The following is a 20,136-nucleotide window of genomic DNA, read 5'->3' on the forward strand; positions in this document are numbered from 1 at the left end:
ACTTATGTGAAATTGTCAATAATTTAAGGCTATTATGTAGTATGTGGGTAATTTAATTCCGTGAACCAATGAATTATTCAATTAATCTTAAAGTTTATGGTATTAAAAACTACTCCCAAAAATCAGATTCTTTTCCTGCTTTTTGCAGTAGCGATTTTCCTGATCCCTTACAAAGGAATTTCGCAAACAAGAGTCTACGCTTCGTCTGCTACTTCATTTCAGTCAGACAATGTTCCACAGTCGTATGATCAGAACATGACAACGGCTGCACAGGTTAGGGCCAGTACAGGAATACTTGTAGGTGTAGGTCAGTATTCTGGCTATGTCGAGTTACAGTATCCGGGCCTTGTTCCTGCTAATACAACAAGCTATGTAAAAATTACTACCGATGATAACCTGTTACCATCCTTATTAGGTGGAAGCCTTGGAGGTCTTCTTGCTAATGTGCTTGGGGCTGTGCTTATCGGCAACCAGGAATTTACTGTTGAAGCCAAGAATAATACTACGGTGGTATTAGATGGTGACAGTAATGTTGCAGGAGATTTCGCAGGCGACAGATTACGAATTGTAATCAATGCAGCCGGCGAATATTTTGTTGCCATTACTCCGGCATCAGCTTATAACCGCATAAGACTTACTAACAGAGTAGGTTCTTTATTAGGGTTAAACAATGTAAAAACGCTTAATGTTTTCGAAGCTTTTTATGATTCGGCACCTGCCAATTGCGGGTCTCCGGCATTTACAAGCTTTTCCGGTTCAGGTATAACCCTTGATGCACTTCAGCTTGGTTCGGCAGGTGTTCAAAATCCTCAGTTTGCCATAGATGCCAATACCACTAACTTCTCGGTATTGAGTCTTGGACTCTTAGGTGTTGGTTCTACTATTAGCCAGACCGTTTATTTTGAGGGGCTGTCGGGAGCTACCGATCAGTTCAATGTACGACTGCGTGCTGTAGGAACCCTGCTGGATCTAAATCTGGCTAACAATGTAAATATTATGTCGTACAACGGCGGTACTCAGGTTACCAACCAGACACTTTCAAGTTTGTTAACGCTAAACCTACTTAATATGCAGGGCGGCGTTATTACTACAATACCAATTAATCCCGGTGCTCCTGTAGACAGAATTGTGGTTAGCTTCAATTCTCTTGTCGGTGCATCGGTAGCGCAAAATTTAGAGTTTTATGGTGTAACAAGAACGGTGGCGCCACCAACAATCACACCGCCTGTGGGGGGTAGCTATTTCGCCTGCTCCGGGGGGACAGCTTCGCTTATAGCTACTACCGCGGCGGGTAATGAGCTTCGTTGGTATACTACCGCAACAGGAGGTACCGCAACAACATTAGCGTCGGGAGCTCCTTATGTAACGGCTGCTCTTACAGCAACAACTACATTTTATGTAGCGGCTGCCAAAATAGGCTGTCCGGAAGAATCTTCGAGGGTTGCAGTACCGGTTACGGTAACCACTGTGGCTACACCAACTACTAATAATGCATCACAGCAGTTCTGTAGTTTTGCTTCGCCTACTGTTGCAAGCCTTCAGGTAAATGAGCCTGGAGTTACTTTTTATGACGCGGCAGTAAACGGAAATTTACTGGCTTCGACCACACCACTGGCTAACAATGCAATTTACTATGCTACACTTACTGATGCAGTAACAGGATGCCAAAGTACAACACGTCTTGCCATTACGGTAACGCTTACCGCTACCTGTGATGTTACACTAAGCCTAAAAGCTATGCTGCAGGGGGCCCTGTTTAATTCAACAGGTGGCCTTATGCGCGATAACTTGAGAGAAGGTGGGTACATTCCGCTCAACCAGCCTTACAGCAGTGCGCTAAACGCAAGGTTTACCCATGTAGGAGGTGGCGGATCGGAAGTTACTACTAATGCCGTAATTCAGGCAAATGCCGGAACTGGGAATGCTGTTGTAGACTGGGTTTTTGTAGAGATACGTGATGCTTCGGCACCACAAACGGTTGTAAAAACAGCTGCTGCACTAATTCAGAGAGATGGTGACATTGTTGCTGCTAACGGAGGACCATTGGTATTAAATCTTCCTTCTGCTTTCAGGGTGTCTATCAAGCACAGAAATCACTTTGGGGCTTTATATAATCAGGTGCTTACGGCTACAAATCAGGCAGTAGCACTTGACTTTACCACACTTACAGATGCTAATCTTTATGCAGCTCCTGGTTTTACAGGCCAGCAGGCTATGGCTACCGTTGGAGGTGTCAGGGCACTTTATGCCGGGAACACCAACTTTGACAGTCAGGTAAAATATGATGGTTCGGCCAATGACAGGCAGGTAGCGGCATCGCAAGTGCTTTCGTTTCCGGGCAATGCTTCCCAGATACTAAACTATTCTAACGCTACCGGTTATTTCTCGGGAGATGTTAATATGGACGGCAAGGTGTTGTATGACGGTGCAAACAATGACAGACAGCTAATACTGAACATTATTGTAACCTATGCACTGAATACCAACACTCTGTCCAACTATAACGGAATGTCTGAGCAGGTACAACAATAAAATGCAATCCTAAAAGACTACATTTTATTTACAATCCTATTAAAAACCATATACAATTAGCGTATGAAAAGTTTTATACTTAAGATACTAGTATTGGTGGGGCTCTTTATGCCTGCCCAATACCTCTTTTCGCAGCAAATTGACCTTACCCTGAAATATGTTTCCGCTACAAATACGTACGAAGTATATGCCAGGCCAACCTTTACCCAAAATAACTTCTTTTTTGGGGGTGGTAGCCAGATAACGGTAGTACTTCCGGCAGCGGTAACAAATGCAGGTATAGGCATAACCTCGGTTAATGGTGGCCCGTGGGTGGATAACTCACAGGTATATGCACCGGCTGCAGATGCAACACACGATTTTCACGGTATAGCTACCAATGGCTCAATGGTAAACTTTACAGCAGCTACTGAGCTGTTGCTTTTCAGATTTACTATATCCGAGGGATGTGTAAACGGAGCAAGAATATTTAATAATGCATCCGATCCTCTTTCGGCAGCTACCGGGATGAACGGTGCCGATTTCAGGAACTACCTGAGTAATGTATTCGATCTTCAGGATTACTACGGAACCAATTACAGTAATACCGGTACGGTATGTACTATTATAGATGCTGATGGGGATGGGGTAGGTGCAACTACCGATCCGGACGATAACAATCCCTGCGTACCCAACGCAGCCTTCGCAACCTGTGATCAGGACAGCGACGGACTTACCAATGCCCAGGAAGCAACCTTAGGTACTAATCCTACTGTTGCCGATACCGATGGAGATGGTATAAATGATGGTGCTGAGGTTACCGCCGGAAGTAATCCGTTAAGCGCCTGTTCACCTAATGCGAGTTCGCCGTTGTGCGATCAGGACGGTGATGGGTTAACGAATGCTCAGGAAGCTACTGCAGGTACTAATCCTACGGTTGCTGATACTGATGGCGACGGTATAAATGATGGTACTGAGGTTACCAATTCAAGCGATCCGCTAAATCCATGTTCGCCAAATGCAAGCGCAGGCCTATGTGATCAGGACAGCGACGGATTAACCAATACTCAGGAGGCATCTGCGGGTACTAACCCGACAGTTGCTGATACCGATGGCGACGGAATAAACGATGGTACTGAGGTTACCAATGGCAGTGATCCGTTAAACCCATGTTCACCAAATGCTAGTGCAGGTCCATGTGATCAGGATGGAGATGGTTTAACCAATACTCAGGAGACTACCGCAGGTACTAACCCAACCAACCCTGATACCGATGGTGATGGCATTAATGATGGTACAGAAATTACTAATGGTAGCAATCCGTTAAACCCATGTAGTCCTAACGTAAATGCAGGGCAGTGTGATCAGGATAGCGACGGACTAACCAATACTCAGGAGGCAAACCTTACTACCAACCCAACCAATCCGGATACCGATGGTGACGGGGTTAATGACGGAACTGAAGTAGCTAATGGCAGTAATCCATTAGATCCTTGTAGTCCTGTGCCAACATTAGGTTGTCCTACTGATGCTGATCATGATGGAACTCCGGCAGCATCAGATCCGGATGATAATAACCCATGTGTGCCAAATCCTTCTGCAGGGCCATGTGATCAGGATGGTGATGGTCTTAATAATACGCAGGAGGCTGCAAACGGTACAAATCCTACGATAGCGGATACTGATGGCGATACTATAAATGATGGTACTGAAGTGACTAATGGTACTAATCCGCTGAATGCATGTTCTCCAAATGCAAGTTCGCCTTTATGTGACCAGGATAACGACGGATTAACCAATGCGCAGGAAACTACTGCCGGTACGAATCCAACGAATCCGGATACCGATGGCGATGGCATAAATGACGGTACTGAGGTTGCTAATGGTAGCGATCCGCTTAGTCCGTGTAGTCCTAACGGTAATTTCCCTACCTGTGATCAGGATAATGACGGATTGACCAATGCTCAGGAAACAGCAAACGGTACAAGCCCTATAAACCCTGATACTGATGGCGACGGAATAAATGATGGTACTGAGGTGGCTAACGGAACCAATCCGCTTAGCCCATGTAGCCCTAATGTAAATTACCCAACCTGTGATCAGGATGGCGACGGGCTTACTAACCAACAGGAGGCAACTTTGGGAACAAACCCAACGGTTGCCGATACCGACGGCGATGGTATAAATGACGGTACTGAGGTAACGGCTTCAAGCGATCCGTTAAGCCCTTGTTCGCCAAATGTGAATTTTGCGACCTGTGATCAGGATGGCGACGGACTAAACGCAAGTCAGGAAACAGCCAATGGTACAAACCCAACGGTTGCTGATACTGATGGTGATGGAATAAATGACGGTGCTGAGGTTACTAACGGCAGTGATCCGCTTAGCCCATGTAGCCCGAATCTAAATTTTGCTACCTGCGATCGCGATGGTGACGGACTTACAAATGCTCAGGAAGCTACATTGTCTACAAATCCGACAAATCCCGATAGTGATGGTGATGGGGTAAACGATGGTGATGAGGTAACTAACGGATCTGATCCGCTTGATCCTTGTTCTCCAAACCCGGCTTCTCCTAATTGTGATCAGGATAATGACGGACTGGTGAATTCTGTTGAGGCCTCTTTAGGTACAAACCCAACAAACCCTGATAGTGATGGTGATGGATTAAATGATGGAGCAGAGGTTACAGGCGGCAGTAATCCACTTAACCCTTGTGATCCTAACCCGGGCAATCCTAATTGTACGGTGACTCCGGAAATTGAGCTTACAGTTCGATTCAATCCGGCGACCTGTACTTATGAGGTATATGCAAGGCCAAACTTTACTATTACCAATTATAACATAGCGGGGGGTAGCCAGGTTTCGGTGCTGCTTCCGGCAACAATAGATAATGTGGCATTAGCAATAACTAGTGTAAACGGAGGCCTGTGGACAGATAGTTCTATGGTTTTTGCTCCGGGTGCTCAGCCGGCAAATGATTTCCACGCGATTGCTACTTCGGGTGGTGGGGTAAATTTCCAGGCGGGTCAGGAACTGTTGTTGTTCACGTTTGTTCTGCCTAACAGTCAGTGTTGTGCAGTAGGAATACGATTATTCGACAACGGATCAGACCCTCAGTCTACAGATACAGGAATGGCAAATGGTGACTTTAATAACTACATAGCCAATGTATTTGTATTAACTAATGACTATACAGGTAACTATGCTAATACAGGAACAGTGTGTGACCCATGTCTGATTAATCCGGTAGCAACGCCAACTACATTAGATCCTACGCAGGAGTTCTGTGTGGTAACTGCTCCTACGCTGGCAAGCTTACAGGTAAATGAAACCAGTATAGTATGGTATGCTGCTGCTACAGGCGGAACCGCATTACCGTTAACAACTGCATTGGCAAATAATACAACATATTATGCTGCTCAGTTAAGAACAGCAGATAGCTGTGAAAGCCCTGTAAGGCTGGCAATAACCGTAACATTGAATGATACGCTTCCGCCAACAACTACTAATGCTTCACAAAGCTTCTGTTTAATTAATAATCCTACTATTGCAAACATACAGGTAAGCGGAACATCGGTAGTATGGTACTCTGCCCCAACAGGAGGTATAGCCATACCTGGTACAACAGCTCTTGTAAATGGTACAACATATTATGCAGCCCAAACGGGCGCTAATGGTTGTGAAAGTTCGGTAAGGCTTGCGGTAACAGTTACCGTGGGTAATGCACCAACGCCAACAACGCTTGATACTACTCAGGATTTTTGTAGAGCTAATAACCCTACAGTAGCCAATATTCAGGTGAATGAGGGAGGCGTAATATGGTATGACGCTGCAACGGGAGGAAATGTGGTAGCTGCATCAGAATCGCTGGTGTCTGGGCTAACTTATTATGGATCGCTTACAAACGGTACATGTCAAAGCGCAGTGCGTCTAGCGGTGGCTGTAACTGTAGGTGATGCGCCAACGCCAACAACACTTGCTAGTATGCAAAGCTTCTGCTTGATAAATAGTCCTACTGTTGCTAACATTCAGGCAAACGAGCCTGGGGTGATATGGTACTCTGCCCCAACAGGAGGAGTGATTGTTCCACCGGCAACGGCATTGGTATCGGGTTCTACGTATTATGGTGTGTTAACCGATGGTGTTACAGGCTGTATAAGCTCGATAAGGCTTGCAGTGACCGTAACGGTAGGTAATGCACCAACGCCAACTACATTAGATACTACTCAGGATTTCTGTCAGATAAACAGTCCGACAGTAAGTAATATACAGGTAAACGAAACAGGTGTAACGTGGTACAATGCGGCTACGGGCGGAACAGTGGTTCCTGCCAGTACGGCACTGGTGACAGGAACCACCTATTATGCGTCGCTTACCGATGCGGTTTCAGGATGTCAAAGTGCAGTGCGCCTTGCGATAACCGTAACTGTGGGTACGGCTCCAACACCAACAACATTAGATACTACTCAGGATTTCTGTTTGCTTAACAATCCTACGGTAGCTAATATTCAGGTAAATGAAACAGGTGTGATATGGTACAGCACTGCTACAGGAACAACTATAATAGCGGCTAATACCCCATTGGTAAACGGAGCGACTTACTACGGAGCTTTACTTGACGCAGCAAGTGGCTGTACCAGCGGAGTAAGATTAGCAATAACAGTTACTGTAGGCAATGCGCCAACACCAACTACACTGGATGCTACTCAGGATTTCTGTTTGATAAATAATCCTACGGTAGCTAATATTCAGGTAAATGAGACAGGTGTTACATGGTACAATGCCATGACCGGAGGTACTATAGTTTCAAATACTACAGTACTTGCATCGGGCACAACCTATTATGCATCATTAACCGATGCTGCTACAGGCTGTATAAGTTCGGTAAGGCTGGCAGTAACCGTAACGGTTAACAACGCAGCTACACCAACAACCACAGATAGTACTCAGGATTTCTGTGTGGTAAATACACCTACAGTAGCTAATATCCAGACTAACGAAACAGGAGTGACATGGTATACAGCCGCTACCGGCGGTAGTGTTGTACCGGCAACCACTCCGTTAGTGTCCGGAACAACTTATTACGGAGCACTTACGAATGCAGCAAATGGTTGCCAAAGCGCAACGCGACTTGCTGTGACCGTAACCGTAACCGATGCGCCAACCCCAACTACTTCAGATATGACTCAGGATTTTTGTGCTGCCGCTGCCCCTACGGTAGCCAATATCCTAACTAATGAGGCAGGAGTAACCTGGTATACGGCAGCAACAGGGGGAACACCACTAGCAGCAACTACAGCACTTGTAAATGGTACAACTTATTATGCTTCCCTTACCAATGCAGCAACCGGATGTATAAGTTCGGTAAGGCTGGCAGTAGCAGTAACAGTGGGTGATGCACCAACGCCAACAACTTTAGATACTACTCAGGAATTCTGTTTACAAAACAACCCTACTGTAGCCAATATTCAGGTGAATGAAGCGGGTATAACATGGTATACGGCTCCAACAGGAGGAACGGCTGTAGCTTCTACGACAGTATTAGTAAGCGGTACTACTTATTATGCCGCGCAAACCGATGCTGCAAGCGGATGTCAGAGTTCGGTAAGGCTAGCAGTAACGGTAACAGTACTGGATGCGCCAACACCTACAACGCTTGATGCTACTCAGGATTTCTGTACAGCAGCAATGCCTACGGTAGCAAATCTTCAGGTAAATGAGACGGGAGTGGTTTGGTACTCGGCAGCAACGGCAGGTACTGTAATACCATCGGATACATTGTTAGGAGATGGCATTACATACTACGGAAGCATTACCGTAGGCAACTGCCAGAGCGCAACCCGCCTTGCCGTGACAGTTAGCTTAAATAACGGCGTTACGCCAACAACAAGTGATACTACTCAGGATTTTTGTGGTGCTGATCAGCCTACACTGGCAAGCATTCAGGTAGACCAGAGTGGTGTAGTATATTATACCCTTGCAACAGGAGGTATGGCATTACCGGCTACAACACCACTTGTAAGCGGAACAACCTATTATGCCTCTTATACTGATCCTGCAACAGGATGCGAAAGTACAGTGCGTCTTGCTATTCAGGTTAGTGTGGATAACGGAACAACTCCTGCAACCACAAGTACATCGCAGCTATTCTGTGCGGCAAATAGCCCTACAGTTGGCGATATAGCAATGATAGGTTCAGATCCTGTTACATGGTATGATGCTCAAACGGGAGGAGCTGTGGTTCCGGATACGACACCGCTTGTTAACAATGCAGTTTATTATGCAAGTATCATAAATGCTAACGGATGTCCGAGTGCGGTAAGGCTTGCTGTAACAGTAAACATTCAGGATGGTACAACGCCAACAACAGGCGATACTACTCAGGATTTCTGTGCAGTTGATAACCCAACCGTAGCAAATCTTCAGGTAAATGAGCCGGGTGTTACCTGGTATACTACTCCAACTGGAGGAACAGCGGTAGCATCTACTGATGCTTTGGTGTCAGGTGCTACTTACTATGGATCGATTACTTCTCCCGGAGGTTGTGACAGCGCTGTTCGCCTTGCAGTAACTGTAACGGTTAGCAATGGTATTACGCCAACGACCGGCGATACAACTCAGGATTTCTGTGCTGTTGATAGCCCTACAGTAGCAAATATTCAGGTAAATGAGACGGGCGTTGTGTTCTATACCTCCGCAACGGGAGGAAGTGTAGTGACTGCTAATACTCCACTGGTAAGCGGTACTACTTATTATGCATCTTATACCGATCCGGCAACGGGTTGTGAGAGCATGGTTCGCTTAGCTATTACGGTAACAGTAAATACCGGTGTTACACCTACTGCTACAGAGCTGACACAGGAATTCTGTGAAGGTGAAAATGCAACAGTTGCTGACATCCAGGTGAATGCAACAGGTGTTGTATGGTATACATCGGCTACAGGGGGCATCCCATTAAGTAATGATACTGTGCTGCAAAGTGGTATATACTATGCTTCGATTACTGTTGGAGGATGTGAAAGTCTTGTGAGGCTTGAAATTACCATAGTGATTCATAGCGGTAATGATGCTACAATAAATGGCGGCGGCGATACAGCATGTTTTGATCAGCAAGTGACTTATACTACAGAATCCGGTAACACCAATTATGTTTGGGAAGTTATTGGAGGCGAAATAATTGCAGGAGGAACTGCGACAGATAACAGTATAACAATCCGCTGGAATGAGGTAGGAGCTGCGCTTGTAAGTGTTTCTTACACAGGTGTTAATGGTTGTGAGGGAGAGGCTTCTGCTCAACGTGAGATTAACATTACAAGTTGTTCTGATCTTCGAATTGCGAAAACTGTTAACATAGTTGCTCCAAATATTAACGAAAATGTTATTTTTACCATCACAGTGACAAATGACGGTACTGCACAATTTGCAGATATAATTGTTAGTGAGGTACTTCCGGACGGTTATGAGTATGTAAATGTAGTAGTGAGTGCAGGTAATTATGACGTGGCAACCGGTATATGGACAATACCTGTACTTGAGGCAGGAGCGTCGGCAGTTATGGATCTTGAGGCTAAAGTGCTGTTTGGAGGAAATTATGAAAACATAGTTTACATATTAGATTCTTCTCCGATAGACAGTAATCTTGCTAACAATGAAGCAAGAGTAACACTGGAACCTTCATGTCTGACTGTTTATAACGAGTTTTCGCCTAATAACGACGGTATGAATGATTATTTCAGGATTGATTGTATAGAGTTTTACGCTAACAACAAGCTTGAGATATATAACAGGTACGGATCGCTGGTTTATACCAAAGGTGCTTATGCTAATGATTTTGACGGAACAGCCAATGTGGATGGTGTTGTGAGAAAAGGTGAGCAGCTTCCGGCAGGAACATACTTCTACGTTTTTGAGGTAGATGGTAAGACGAAAACAGGATGGTTATATATTGCGAGATAAAACGAAGATAAATAAGGGACGGCAGTTGTGCTGCTGTCCCTGATTATCAACAAAAAATATATTTTAGTATGAAAATCACTTCAACAATTCTAAATAGATATTTCCTGATATGTATCATCCTTACTGCTATTAGCGCTAAGGCACAGCAGGAACCCCAGTACACACAGTATATGTACAACACACTGACTGTGAATCCGGGCTATACAGGATCTCCGGGTTTTCTTGAAGCCACATTGCAGCATCGTTCGCAATGGGTGGGTATAGACGGAGCTCCAACAACACAGGCATTAACGATACATTCGCCCGTGAACGACAAAGTAGGACTTGGCTTTAGTGCCGTTAATGATGAGATAGGTCCTTCTAAAGAGGTTTACCTTGACGGAAACTTTTCGTATACCATACCGGTAAGTGCTAATTCTAAAATTGCTTTTGGTTTAAAAGCCGGAGCAAAAGTGCTTAATATCGACTGGTCTAAAGGAACATATTATCAGGGAGGAGACCCGCTGCTGAATACCAATATTAATAATAAAATAGCACCATCGGTGGGAGCCGGGGCTTATTATTATGCAGAGAAATGGTATGCAGGATTATCGGTGCCAAACTTTATCCGATCTGATTATTATGATGATGTAAAAGAAGCCGAGGTTTCGCACAGGCTCCATTATTATGTTATTGGAGGTTATGTGTTCGATATTTCGGATAACCTGAAATTTAAGCCTGCATTTATGGCAAAAATTGTGTCGGGAGCCCCAATTACAGCTGATCTTTCTGCTAACTTCCTGTTGCAGGAAAGACTTACGCTGGGTGCTGCTTACCGTTTTGACGATTCTGTAAGCGGACTGGTAGGCTTCCAGATTTCGAAAGCATTTTTTGTAGGTTACTCTTACGACTATTCTGTAACAGAGCTGAACAAATACAATGATGGTTCTCATGAGATTATCCTGAGATTTCAGTCAGTGCCAAAATCAGCCCGAATTAAATCGCCGAGGTTTTTCTAAAACATTTACATCATGAAGAGAAATTTAATTTTATTCAGCCTGTTACTATTTATTACTGTCGGTTTTGCTCAGTCAAAGCCTAAAAAGGCTGACAGGTTATATGCCGAATTTGCTTATGTAGATGCGGCTAAAGAGTATGAGAAGTACCTGGAAAAAGAAAAGGAACCCGGTATAGAGACTATTGCAAATGTAGCTAATGCCTATTACTATACCGGTAATACGGCAGATGCTCTTCGTTGGTATGCAAAACTTGATGGTGTCACTGCCGGTGCGATGGATGATGTTACGTTTAATCGATATGTACAATCATTGCGTGCCGAAGGCAAAGCTGTAAAGGCAGATGAACTCCTGAAGAAAAGGCTTGAAGCTAAAGGTGATCAGGCGGCGATAAACACTCTTATAAGTCAGAAGAAATATCTGGATAGCCTGAACAAAGCACCATCTAACTTTAAAGTGTCTAATCTGGCGGCTAACAGTGATAAGTCTGATTTTGGTGCTGCTTTTTATGGTAACCAGATAGTGTATTCATCAAGTAAGGATACTAATTTAGGAAATAAGGTATATGCGTGGAATGATCAGCCTTTTCTGGAGCTTTATGTCGCCGACAGAAATGCAGCAGATGGCTCTTTCTTTAACGATAAAAAGTTTATTCCGGATCAGCAGTCGCAGTATCATAATGCTACGCTTACTTTTTCATCCGACCTGAAGACAATATATTACAGCGCTAATGTGGTAAAGAAAAATGATAAGCTCATTAACGACAAGGCAGGGACAAATAATTTTGAGATTATTAAAGGGACTGTAGACGGAGATAAGCTTACCGATGTTGAGAAGCTTCCGTTTAACAGCAAAGATTATTCAGTTGGCCATCCTTCTTTATCAGCAGATGGGAAACGTTTATATTTTGCATCGGATATGCCGGGAGGTTATGGGGATAGTGATATTTATGTTGCAGAGGTATTTGCTAACGGTAAAGTTGGTGAGCCTAAAAATCTTGGGCCTAAGATTAATACTTCGGGCAGGGAAATGTTTCCTTTTGTGAATGACTCTATACTGTACTTTTCGTCTGACGGGCATTATGGCATGGGAGGACTGGATGTATTTGAAAGCCGATGGGTAAATGATTCGGATTACTCCGAACCTAAAAATCTTGGAGCACAGGTAAACAGCGTAAAAGATGATTTTTCATTTATCATCGATAAGGATAATAAATATGGTTATTTTTCATCGAACAGGGCAGGAGGCAAGGGAGATGATGATATTTATTACTTTACAAGACAGGAACCTCCGTGTGAACAGTGGGTGTCGGGTAGGGTTACCAATCAGAAGTATAAAATAGCTATAAATCAGGCGGATATCAAAGTGTATGACCAGTATGGCGACGTGATTGCTACGGCTAAAACCGGTGAAGACGGAAGCTATAAGGTTAAGGTGCCTTGCGGAAGTAAGATTAAGGTGGAAGCTTCTAAAGAAAATCATACTAAGGCCGACAGGGAACTTCAGACTTCTAAAAGGAATGGAGAAGAAACCAAAGATGTAAACTTTGAGCTTTCTAACTATGCTGATCTGGTAAGGAAAGAAGATAATGTGGAGAAAGTGGATATTAATCCGATTTACTTTGATTATGATAAATATGCTATTACCGAGCAGGCTTCTATGGAGCTTGACAAAGTGGTGTATGTTATGAAAAACTTTCCTTCGATAGTGATTAAGATCGAATCACATACCGATTCGAGAGGTAAAGACCAGTATAACCTTGTGCTTTCGCAAAACAGGGCTAAAGCAACATATGATTATATTATTGCAAGAGGTATTGATCCTTCCCGCATTGAAAGTGTAAAAGGGTATGGTGAAACCAGATTGAGAAATAAATGTTCAAATGGTGTAAAATGTACTGAAGAACAACATAGTTATAACAGAAGGTCTGATTTTATAATTGTGAAGAAGTAAAAAATTTTTGGATTACCAGTTTTTTTTACCGGGGAGGCGTTCTGAAGGGGAACGCCTCCCTACTTTTTATAGATGCTTTGTTTTTTCTCACGCTGAAAAAAACAAAACTGTCAATTGTTAGCTGATAACTATCATTAAAAAATCTTGTATAATCTTTCTGAATTGTTACTTTTGTTGGTCGCAAAAAAATAAGGAGGCATAATTTTTTAAGTTTCCCTGCGTTTACTTAACCGATTAAAGCATATAAATTAGTTTTATAATGAAATTCAAAAAGGTTCTTTTAGGTCTTTGCCTATGTATTTCGGCACTGACTTTTGCCCAGGAAGTAAAAAAAGAAGTATTATTTACCATTGATGGCAATCCCTACTACACTGATGAGTTTGTAAGAGTTTACAAGAAAAATCTAGACCTTGTCAAAGACGACTCTCAAAAAGACCTTGACAATTACCTGAAATTATATATTGGTTACAAGCTAAAGGTTAATAAAGCCAATAAACTTGGACTTCAGAATAATAAAAAATATCAGGGAGAACTTAAGTCTTACCGTACCCAGTTGTCTAAAAATTATTTTACAGATACTAAAGTAACTGATGAGCTTGTTGATGAGGCTTATGCGCGTGCGAAAAAGGAAATTAAGGCTGCACACATACTTATAAAAGTAGATGAAAATGCAGTTCCTGCAGATACACTGAAAGCGTACAACAAAGCTCTTGAAGCACGTAAAAGGGCACTTGCAGGTGAAGACTTTGGGAAACTGGCTAAAGAATACTCTCAGGATCCTTCAGCTAAAGAAAATAATGGCGACCTTGGTTATTTTACAGTGTTCAGAATGGTTTATCCGTTCGAAACTGCTGCTTACAATACGCCAAAAGGCGGAATTTCTAAAATAGCGAGGACTCGTTTTGGTTACCACGTTATAAAGGTTAATGATATCAGAGATAACAGAGGTACTGTTATTGTATCACATATCATGATCATGAAGCCTAAGAATGATAACGCAGAAGAAGCTGCCAAAGCTAAATCGACGATTCAGGATATTTATACAAAATTACAGCAGGGGGAAGATTTTGCTGAACTGGCAAAACAATTCTCTCAGGATAAGGCAACTGCTGCTATTGGAGGTAAACTAAACGGTTTCAGTTCAGGTGAGTTGAGCTCTACTGAGTTTGAAGATAATGCTTTTTCATTAAAAAAGCCGGGAGATTTTTCACAGCCGTTTGAAACACAGTTTGGATGGCACATTGTTAAGCTTACAGAGAAAATTGAGCTAAAGCCGCTTGATGAGGCTAAAACTGAACTTGAAACCAGAATCAAGAAAGATGAGCGCTCTAAGCTTATTGCTTCTACGGTAACAGAAAACCTTAAAAAGAAATATACTGTTTCTAAAGATGCTAAAGCCTATGCTAAAGCTGTAAAAGCAATTAATGATAATATCTATACCAGAGTTTGGGAATTGCCTGCAAATATTGACACCTATACTGAGACGGTATTAACTATCAATAAGGATAAAAAATATACTGCAAAAGATTTTCTAACGTATGTTAACGCTCAGCAAAGGGCTGAAAAACTATATGTGAAGCCAGTTTCTCAGCAGGCGAGCCTTTTGTTTGAAAAATTTACTGATGAAAAAGTAAATGCTTATTATGATGATAATCTTGAGAAAGAGTTCCCTGAATTTGGCATGACGATGAACGAATACCGTGACGGTTTGCTCTTGTTTGACCTGATGGAAAAAGAGATATGGGAAAAAGCCAAAAAAGATACTCTTGGACTTGAAACTTATTACAAAGCGAACATAAACAAATACCAATGGAAACAAAGAGTAGATGCTGAAGTATATTCATCTACTAAAGAAGATATCACGGCTAAGGCAAGAAAGTTCCTGAAAAAAGGTAAAGACGCAAATTATATTAAGGCTGAACTTAACAAAGACGGTAAAGTTGAGGTTCTCGAGAAAGTAGGAGTGTTTGAACAGGAAAGCGATGCGTTGCCAAAACTACCGGAATGGAAAGTTGGTATATCTGATGTCGTTAAGGATGGAAAATATTTTTATGTGGTAAAAACGAATAAAGTTTTACCGGCAGGGCCTAAAACACTGGATGAGTGTAAAGGGCGAGTAATAAATGACTATCAGGTTCAGCTTGAAAGCACATGGACTAATGATCTTGAAAAAGAGTTTAAAGTTCAGGTAAATCAGGATGTTTTCGCAGGAATAAAAAAACAACTTAATCAATAATGATTAACAGGGCGATACTGTTATTGCTTGTGCTGGGCATAAGTTCCTGCAGTTTTTTTAAAAAAGAGCAAAAGCCGCATGCAGTAGCGCGCGTAGGAGAGGAATATCTGGATATTTCAGAACTTAATGGACTGGTGCCTGCGGGTACTTCCAGGCAGGATAGTATTGCTATAGTGAAAAGCTTTATTGATCGTTGGGCTTCGCAGAAGCTACTGTACAATGCAGCACAGGTAAACCTCAGTAAGGATAAACAAGCCGAGTATGAAAAACTTATACGTCAGTATGAGATTGATTTATACACCGAAGCTTATCTGGAAGAAGTTGTAAAAAGGACGGTAGATACTGTTGTTACCAAAGAGGAGTTAGCAACCTATTACAATGCCAATAAGGAAAATTTTAAGACTACGGGTACGTTAGTACGGCTTAAATATATTAAGCTTGATAAAGAACATCCAAAGTTTGGTGCAATCAGAAGCAGATTTTTGAGTGGTAATAAAAAAGACCTGAAAGCACTTAATGACATGTCAATTCAGTTTAAGAGTTTCGCTTTTAATGATACAACCTGGGTAGATATGAATCAGGTGTATTCGAAATTGCCTTTTATTACCCCTGATAATCGCGATAAGTATATAAGTGGTGGAATATCATACCAGTATCCTGATTCTACCGACGTATATATTGTAAAAGTGGCAAGGGTGCTGGAGAAGAACCAGGTTTCGCCTTTTGAATATATAAGGCCAACTTTACAGCAATTGATAATAAATAACAGGAAACTGGAGTTAATAAAGAAGTTTCAAAAAGAGATAACGGATGACGCGATTAAAAACGATGAATATGAGATTTATAAATAACAGGTTTATGCTGTTTCTTGCCATTGCAGTTTTAGGAATGAATATGGCTGTTGCACAGGAGATAATACCTGATACACCCAAAGATACTGTAAAGCCTCAGCCTAAAACCGGCAGGTCTAAGGTGGATGGTGTAGTTGCTGTAGTGGGTGATTTTGTTGTGCTGGATTCGGATATAGATCTTATGTACCGTGAGCTTCAGGCGCAAAATGTGCCTGTTAAAGATATTCCGCGTTGTGAACTTTTGGGTAAGCTTATGGAAGACAAACTTTATGCGCACCATGCCATTCAGGATAGTATTATTGTGAGCGATGCAGAAGTGAATGAAACCATGAATAAGCAGATTGACTATTTTGTGGAGCATTTGGGTGATGAGCAAAAAATGGTGGCTTACTTTAAAAAGAAGAATATTGAAACTTTTAGAACTGAGCTTTTTGAGATGATAAAGAATCAGAAGCTTACGGAGCAAATGCAGAAAAAGATCATTGATGAGGTTACAATTACTCCGGAAGAAGTAAGACAGTTCTATTCAAGCTTTAAAAAAGAGGATCTGCCAATGTTTGGCGCTGAGATGGAAATTGCCCAGATTGTAATAAAACCTGAAATATCTCAGGAAGAAAAACAGAAGGTGATAGACAGGCTTAAACAGATTAAGAAAGATATTCAGGAGGGGGCCAGTTTTTATAGTAAGGCGGTACTTTACTCAGAAGACAGGGCGTCCGGACAAAGCGGTGGTTTCCTGAAAATGAACAGGAAAACTGCTTTTGTAAAAGAATTTAAGGAAGCTGCATTTAGCCTTCAGGAGGGTGAGATTTCAGATCCTGTAGAAACTGAATTTGGTTATCACCTTATTTATATTGAGAAAGTGAGAGGTCAGGAGCTTGAGGTGAGGCACATACTAATGTCGCCAAAAGTTACTCCTGAAGCTTTAAAGAAAGCTAAAGAAAAAGCTGAAGCGATAAGAAATAAGATTATGAGTGGTGAAATCTCTTTTGCGGATGCAGCACGCTCGGAATCAGATGAGAAGGAAACAAAAAACAGCGGAGGATTACTATTGAATCCAAGAACACTGGAGAGTCGTTTTGAGCTTACAAAATTATCTCCGGATATTTATAATGATGTATCAGATCTTAAGGATAAAGAGGTTTCTCAGCCGATATTGACCCAGGGTGACAGAGGTGAGAAAAGCTATAAGCTAATGCAGATTGTATCGCGTTATGATGCGCATCAGGCGGACTACGCCCAGGATTATACAAAAATCAAAGAGCTTGCCCTGAAAGAGAAGCAAATGAAAGCTATCTCTAAATGGAGTAAGGCTAAAATAAAAGATACTTACATAAAAGTAAATGGCGAGTACAGAAAATGTCAGTTTGCTAACGACTGGCTGAAAAATAAATAAGATTTATCGTCGTAAACTTTTAGGTAAAGAGTAAAAATATTTATAAGTTTGAGCCACGCCCTTTAGCGTGGCTTTTTTAAATCCAATACTAATACATATGTCAGACGTAGCAGCCATTCAAAATCTGGTTCAGAAACAAAAAGAATTAAAACAGGAAATTGCAAAAATAATTGTAGGTCAGGACGAGGTTGTATCACAAATCGTGCTTAGTATATTTGCAGGTGGCCACGCATTACTTGTGGGTGTTCCGGGGCTTGCTAAAACACTTATGGTAAACACCATATCTCAGGCACTTGGGCTTGACTTTAAACGTATTCAGTTTACGCCCGATCTGATGCCTAGTGATATATTGGGTAGTGAGATACTGGATGAGAACCGTCAGTTTAAATTTATAAAAGGGCCAATATTTTCGAATATCATCCTTGCAGACGAGATAAACCGTACGCCGCCTAAAACTCAGGCAGCCCTTCTTGAGGCGATGCAGGAAAAAGCGGTTACCATTGCAGGGCATCATCATAAGTTGTCACTGCCATACTTTGTATTGGCTACGCAAAACCCTATAGAGCAGGAGGGAACCTATCCGCTTCCTGAAGCACAGCTTGACCGTTTTATGTTTGCGATAAAATTAGAGTATCCTACATTTGCTGAAGAAGTACAGGTGGTAAAAAGCACTACAACTGACAATACTGTGAAAATAACGCCTTTGTTTACAGCTCAGGAAATTCTCGATTTCCAGCATCTTATCAGAAGGATACCTGTTGCAGATAACGTAATCGAGTATGCTGTGACACTAGTGGGTAAGACAAGGCCGGGAAGTCCGTTGGCGGATGCTTATGTGAATACCTATCTTGATTGGGGAGCGGGCCCGCGTGCTTCTCAGAACCTTATTCTTGCTGCCAAGACCCATGCTGCACTAAATGGTAAGTATTCTCCTGATATTGAAGATGTACAGGCTGTAGCTACCGGTATACTCAGACACCGTATAATTAAAAATTATAAGGCTGATGCAGAAGGAATTACTGAAGAAATGATAATCGAAAAGCTTTTTTAGTAAATATTCTTCATTTTGTGAGAGTGTTAATAAAATGTTTATTTTTTATTTGTTTTTGCAAAGAAACAGTTATATTATTGTTATATCTTTAAATAACAACAGGAAAAAATATGAGAAAAACATTTGGAACATTCCCCGAGCTATTCTTTATGGGAGTAGGTCTGTTCTGGATAGCTGAAAGTTACTTTACAGTGGGAAGTATAAACTATTTCGCTATACTCGTTACCTGGTTATTGTTTGTGCAGTTCTTTTATAAGAACCGCCTTGCAGGACTTATCTACGGTATTGCTTTTGGTTCATTCTCGGTGTATATGTTGCTGTCGCTTATCGCGGATAATGGTGAGGCTGTTTCTCCGCTCTATGTTACCAACATAAACGCTGTGGATTCAGTTTTGTTTGCTGTAGGTATAATTATGTCTGTAGCGATGGTTTACAAATATGTTACCACTAAAGTAGATTATGACGAAAGTGTGCTTACTGTAACGTATTAAAAATTCTAAAATCACATTAAAAGTTTAAAACCGCCTGTATTTGCATGCGGTTTTTTTTATTTTTGATTCATACTAAAATAGTTGATTATCAGTTTTATAGTTAACCAATCAATCAAAAATATGAAATCAATTCTTCAACGGCTTCCGGAGCTGTTCTTTGTTGGACTCGGTACGTACTGGGTTCTTGAAAATTTTATAGCCAGTAATACTGTTAACTGGATTGCTGTGACTTTTGTTGCGATTTTAATCATTCAGCTTTTTGTGCAGCAGCGTATCATTGGTATGGCTTTGGGTTTAGTGCTTGGGCTTATCAGTGCTTATATGATGTTTGCTGTGCTTTCTGAATTCAGGGAGTTCAGGTTTTATGATCAGGCATTTGAATTACTTAGTGTCGGAATCGGGATATTTGGATCGGGTGTGATATTTGCAACCGCAATGGTTTATAAATTTGTAACAGCATTACAAAATGAAATGCGGGGAGAGCAACCTTTAACTGCTTAAAAATCAAAAATACTTAAGAAGCGCTGGCTGTACGCAAATGTTTGCGTACAGCTTTATTTGTTTTTTAAGTAGTTTGTTTACGATTTGACAATATAAAATTAAAATGTTGTCAATTTCTTAAAGAAGGGTTGGAATCCTTAAATTTATTGATGTTTTTTCAGTAAAATAGAATCTTTATAAATAATAATTCCC

Annotated in this window: 10 protein-coding genes; all 10 read left to right on the forward strand. The window is 41.7% G+C overall.

All coding sequences use genetic code 11. From position 1 onward, the window contains the following. Positions 1-96: 96 nt before the first annotated feature. A complete protein-coding gene (locus ACFSR3_RS13900; protein WP_379821786.1) occupies positions 97-2,532 on the forward strand; it encodes an immunoglobulin domain-containing protein in 2,436 nt (811 codons plus the stop codon). A 63-nt stretch (positions 2,533-2,595) separates the two neighbouring features. After that, positions 2,596-10,470: an Ig-like domain-containing protein gene (locus ACFSR3_RS13905; protein WP_379821788.1), complete on the forward strand. Its 7,875-nt coding sequence runs from the start codon at positions 2,596-2,598 to the stop codon at positions 10,468-10,470. Between the two features lie 68 nt (positions 10,471-10,538). Then, positions 10,539-11,468, forward strand: coding sequence for a PorP/SprF family type IX secretion system membrane protein (locus ACFSR3_RS13910; RefSeq protein WP_379821791.1), 930 nt, complete (start codon positions 10,539-10,541; stop codon positions 11,466-11,468). A gap of 12 nt (positions 11,469-11,480) precedes the next feature. Further along, positions 11,481-13,418 (forward strand): OmpA family protein, encoded by a 1,938-nt coding sequence (locus tag ACFSR3_RS13915; protein WP_379821792.1) that lies wholly within the window; start codon positions 11,481-11,483, stop codon positions 13,416-13,418. A gap of 259 nt (positions 13,419-13,677) precedes the next feature. Beyond that, the gene (locus ACFSR3_RS13920; protein ID WP_379821794.1) at positions 13,678-15,654 is read left to right on the forward strand and encodes a peptidylprolyl isomerase; all 1,977 of its coding nucleotides are present in this window, start codon (positions 13,678-13,680) and stop codon (positions 15,652-15,654) included. Next, positions 15,654-16,505 (forward strand): peptidylprolyl isomerase, encoded by an 852-nt coding sequence (locus tag ACFSR3_RS13925; RefSeq protein ID WP_379821795.1) that lies wholly within the window; start codon positions 15,654-15,656, stop codon positions 16,503-16,505. The genes ACFSR3_RS13920 and ACFSR3_RS13925 overlap by 1 nt, the downstream gene beginning before the upstream one ends. Continuing rightward, positions 16,489-17,901 carry a peptidylprolyl isomerase gene (locus ACFSR3_RS13930; RefSeq protein ID WP_114758391.1) on the forward strand — a complete coding sequence of 471 codons (1,413 nt, stop codon included), beginning with the start codon at positions 16,489-16,491 and terminating at the stop codon, positions 17,899-17,901. The genes ACFSR3_RS13925 and ACFSR3_RS13930 overlap by 17 nt, the downstream gene beginning before the upstream one ends. 97 nt (positions 17,902-17,998) lie before the next feature. Further along, a complete protein-coding gene (locus ACFSR3_RS13935) occupies positions 17,999-18,952 on the forward strand; it encodes an AAA family ATPase (protein WP_379821798.1) in 954 nt (317 codons plus the stop codon). 110 nt (positions 18,953-19,062) lie between these two features. Beyond that, a complete protein-coding gene (locus tag ACFSR3_RS13940; protein WP_114758265.1) occupies positions 19,063-19,443 on the forward strand; it encodes a hypothetical protein in 381 nt (126 codons plus the stop codon). Between the two features lie 120 nt (positions 19,444-19,563). After that, entirely contained in the window at positions 19,564-19,944 is a 381-nt protein-coding gene (locus ACFSR3_RS13945; protein WP_379821800.1) for a hypothetical protein, read from the forward strand. Positions 19,945-20,136 lie beyond the last annotated feature (192 nt).

Source organism: Flavobacterium suzhouense (genome assembly GCF_042684765.1).
GTDB classification, from domain to species: Bacteria; Bacteroidota; Bacteroidia; order Flavobacteriales; family Flavobacteriaceae; genus Flavobacterium; species Flavobacterium suzhouense.

Coding starts and splice junctions, on each gene's coding strand:
- ACFSR3_RS13900 (WP_379821786.1), top strand. CDS start 97: ATGGTATTAAAAACTACTCCCAAAAATCAGATTCTTTTCCTGCTTTTT.
- ACFSR3_RS13905 (WP_379821788.1), top strand. CDS start 2,596: ATGAAAAGTTTTATACTTAAGATACTAGTATTGGTGGGGCTCTTTATG.
- ACFSR3_RS13910 (WP_379821791.1), top strand. CDS start 10,539: ATGAAAATCACTTCAACAATTCTAAATAGATATTTCCTGATATGTATC.
- ACFSR3_RS13915 (WP_379821792.1), top strand. CDS start 11,481: ATGAAGAGAAATTTAATTTTATTCAGCCTGTTACTATTTATTACTGTC.
- ACFSR3_RS13920 (WP_379821794.1), top strand. CDS start 13,678: ATGAAATTCAAAAAGGTTCTTTTAGGTCTTTGCCTATGTATTTCGGCA.
- ACFSR3_RS13925 (WP_379821795.1), top strand. CDS start 15,654: ATGATTAACAGGGCGATACTGTTATTGCTTGTGCTGGGCATAAGTTCC.
- ACFSR3_RS13930 (WP_114758391.1), top strand. CDS start 16,489: ATGAGATTTATAAATAACAGGTTTATGCTGTTTCTTGCCATTGCAGTT.
- ACFSR3_RS13935 (WP_379821798.1), top strand. CDS start 17,999: ATGTCAGACGTAGCAGCCATTCAAAATCTGGTTCAGAAACAAAAAGAA.
- ACFSR3_RS13940 (WP_114758265.1), top strand. CDS start 19,063: ATGAGAAAAACATTTGGAACATTCCCCGAGCTATTCTTTATGGGAGTA.
- ACFSR3_RS13945 (WP_379821800.1), top strand. CDS start 19,564: ATGAAATCAATTCTTCAACGGCTTCCGGAGCTGTTCTTTGTTGGACTC.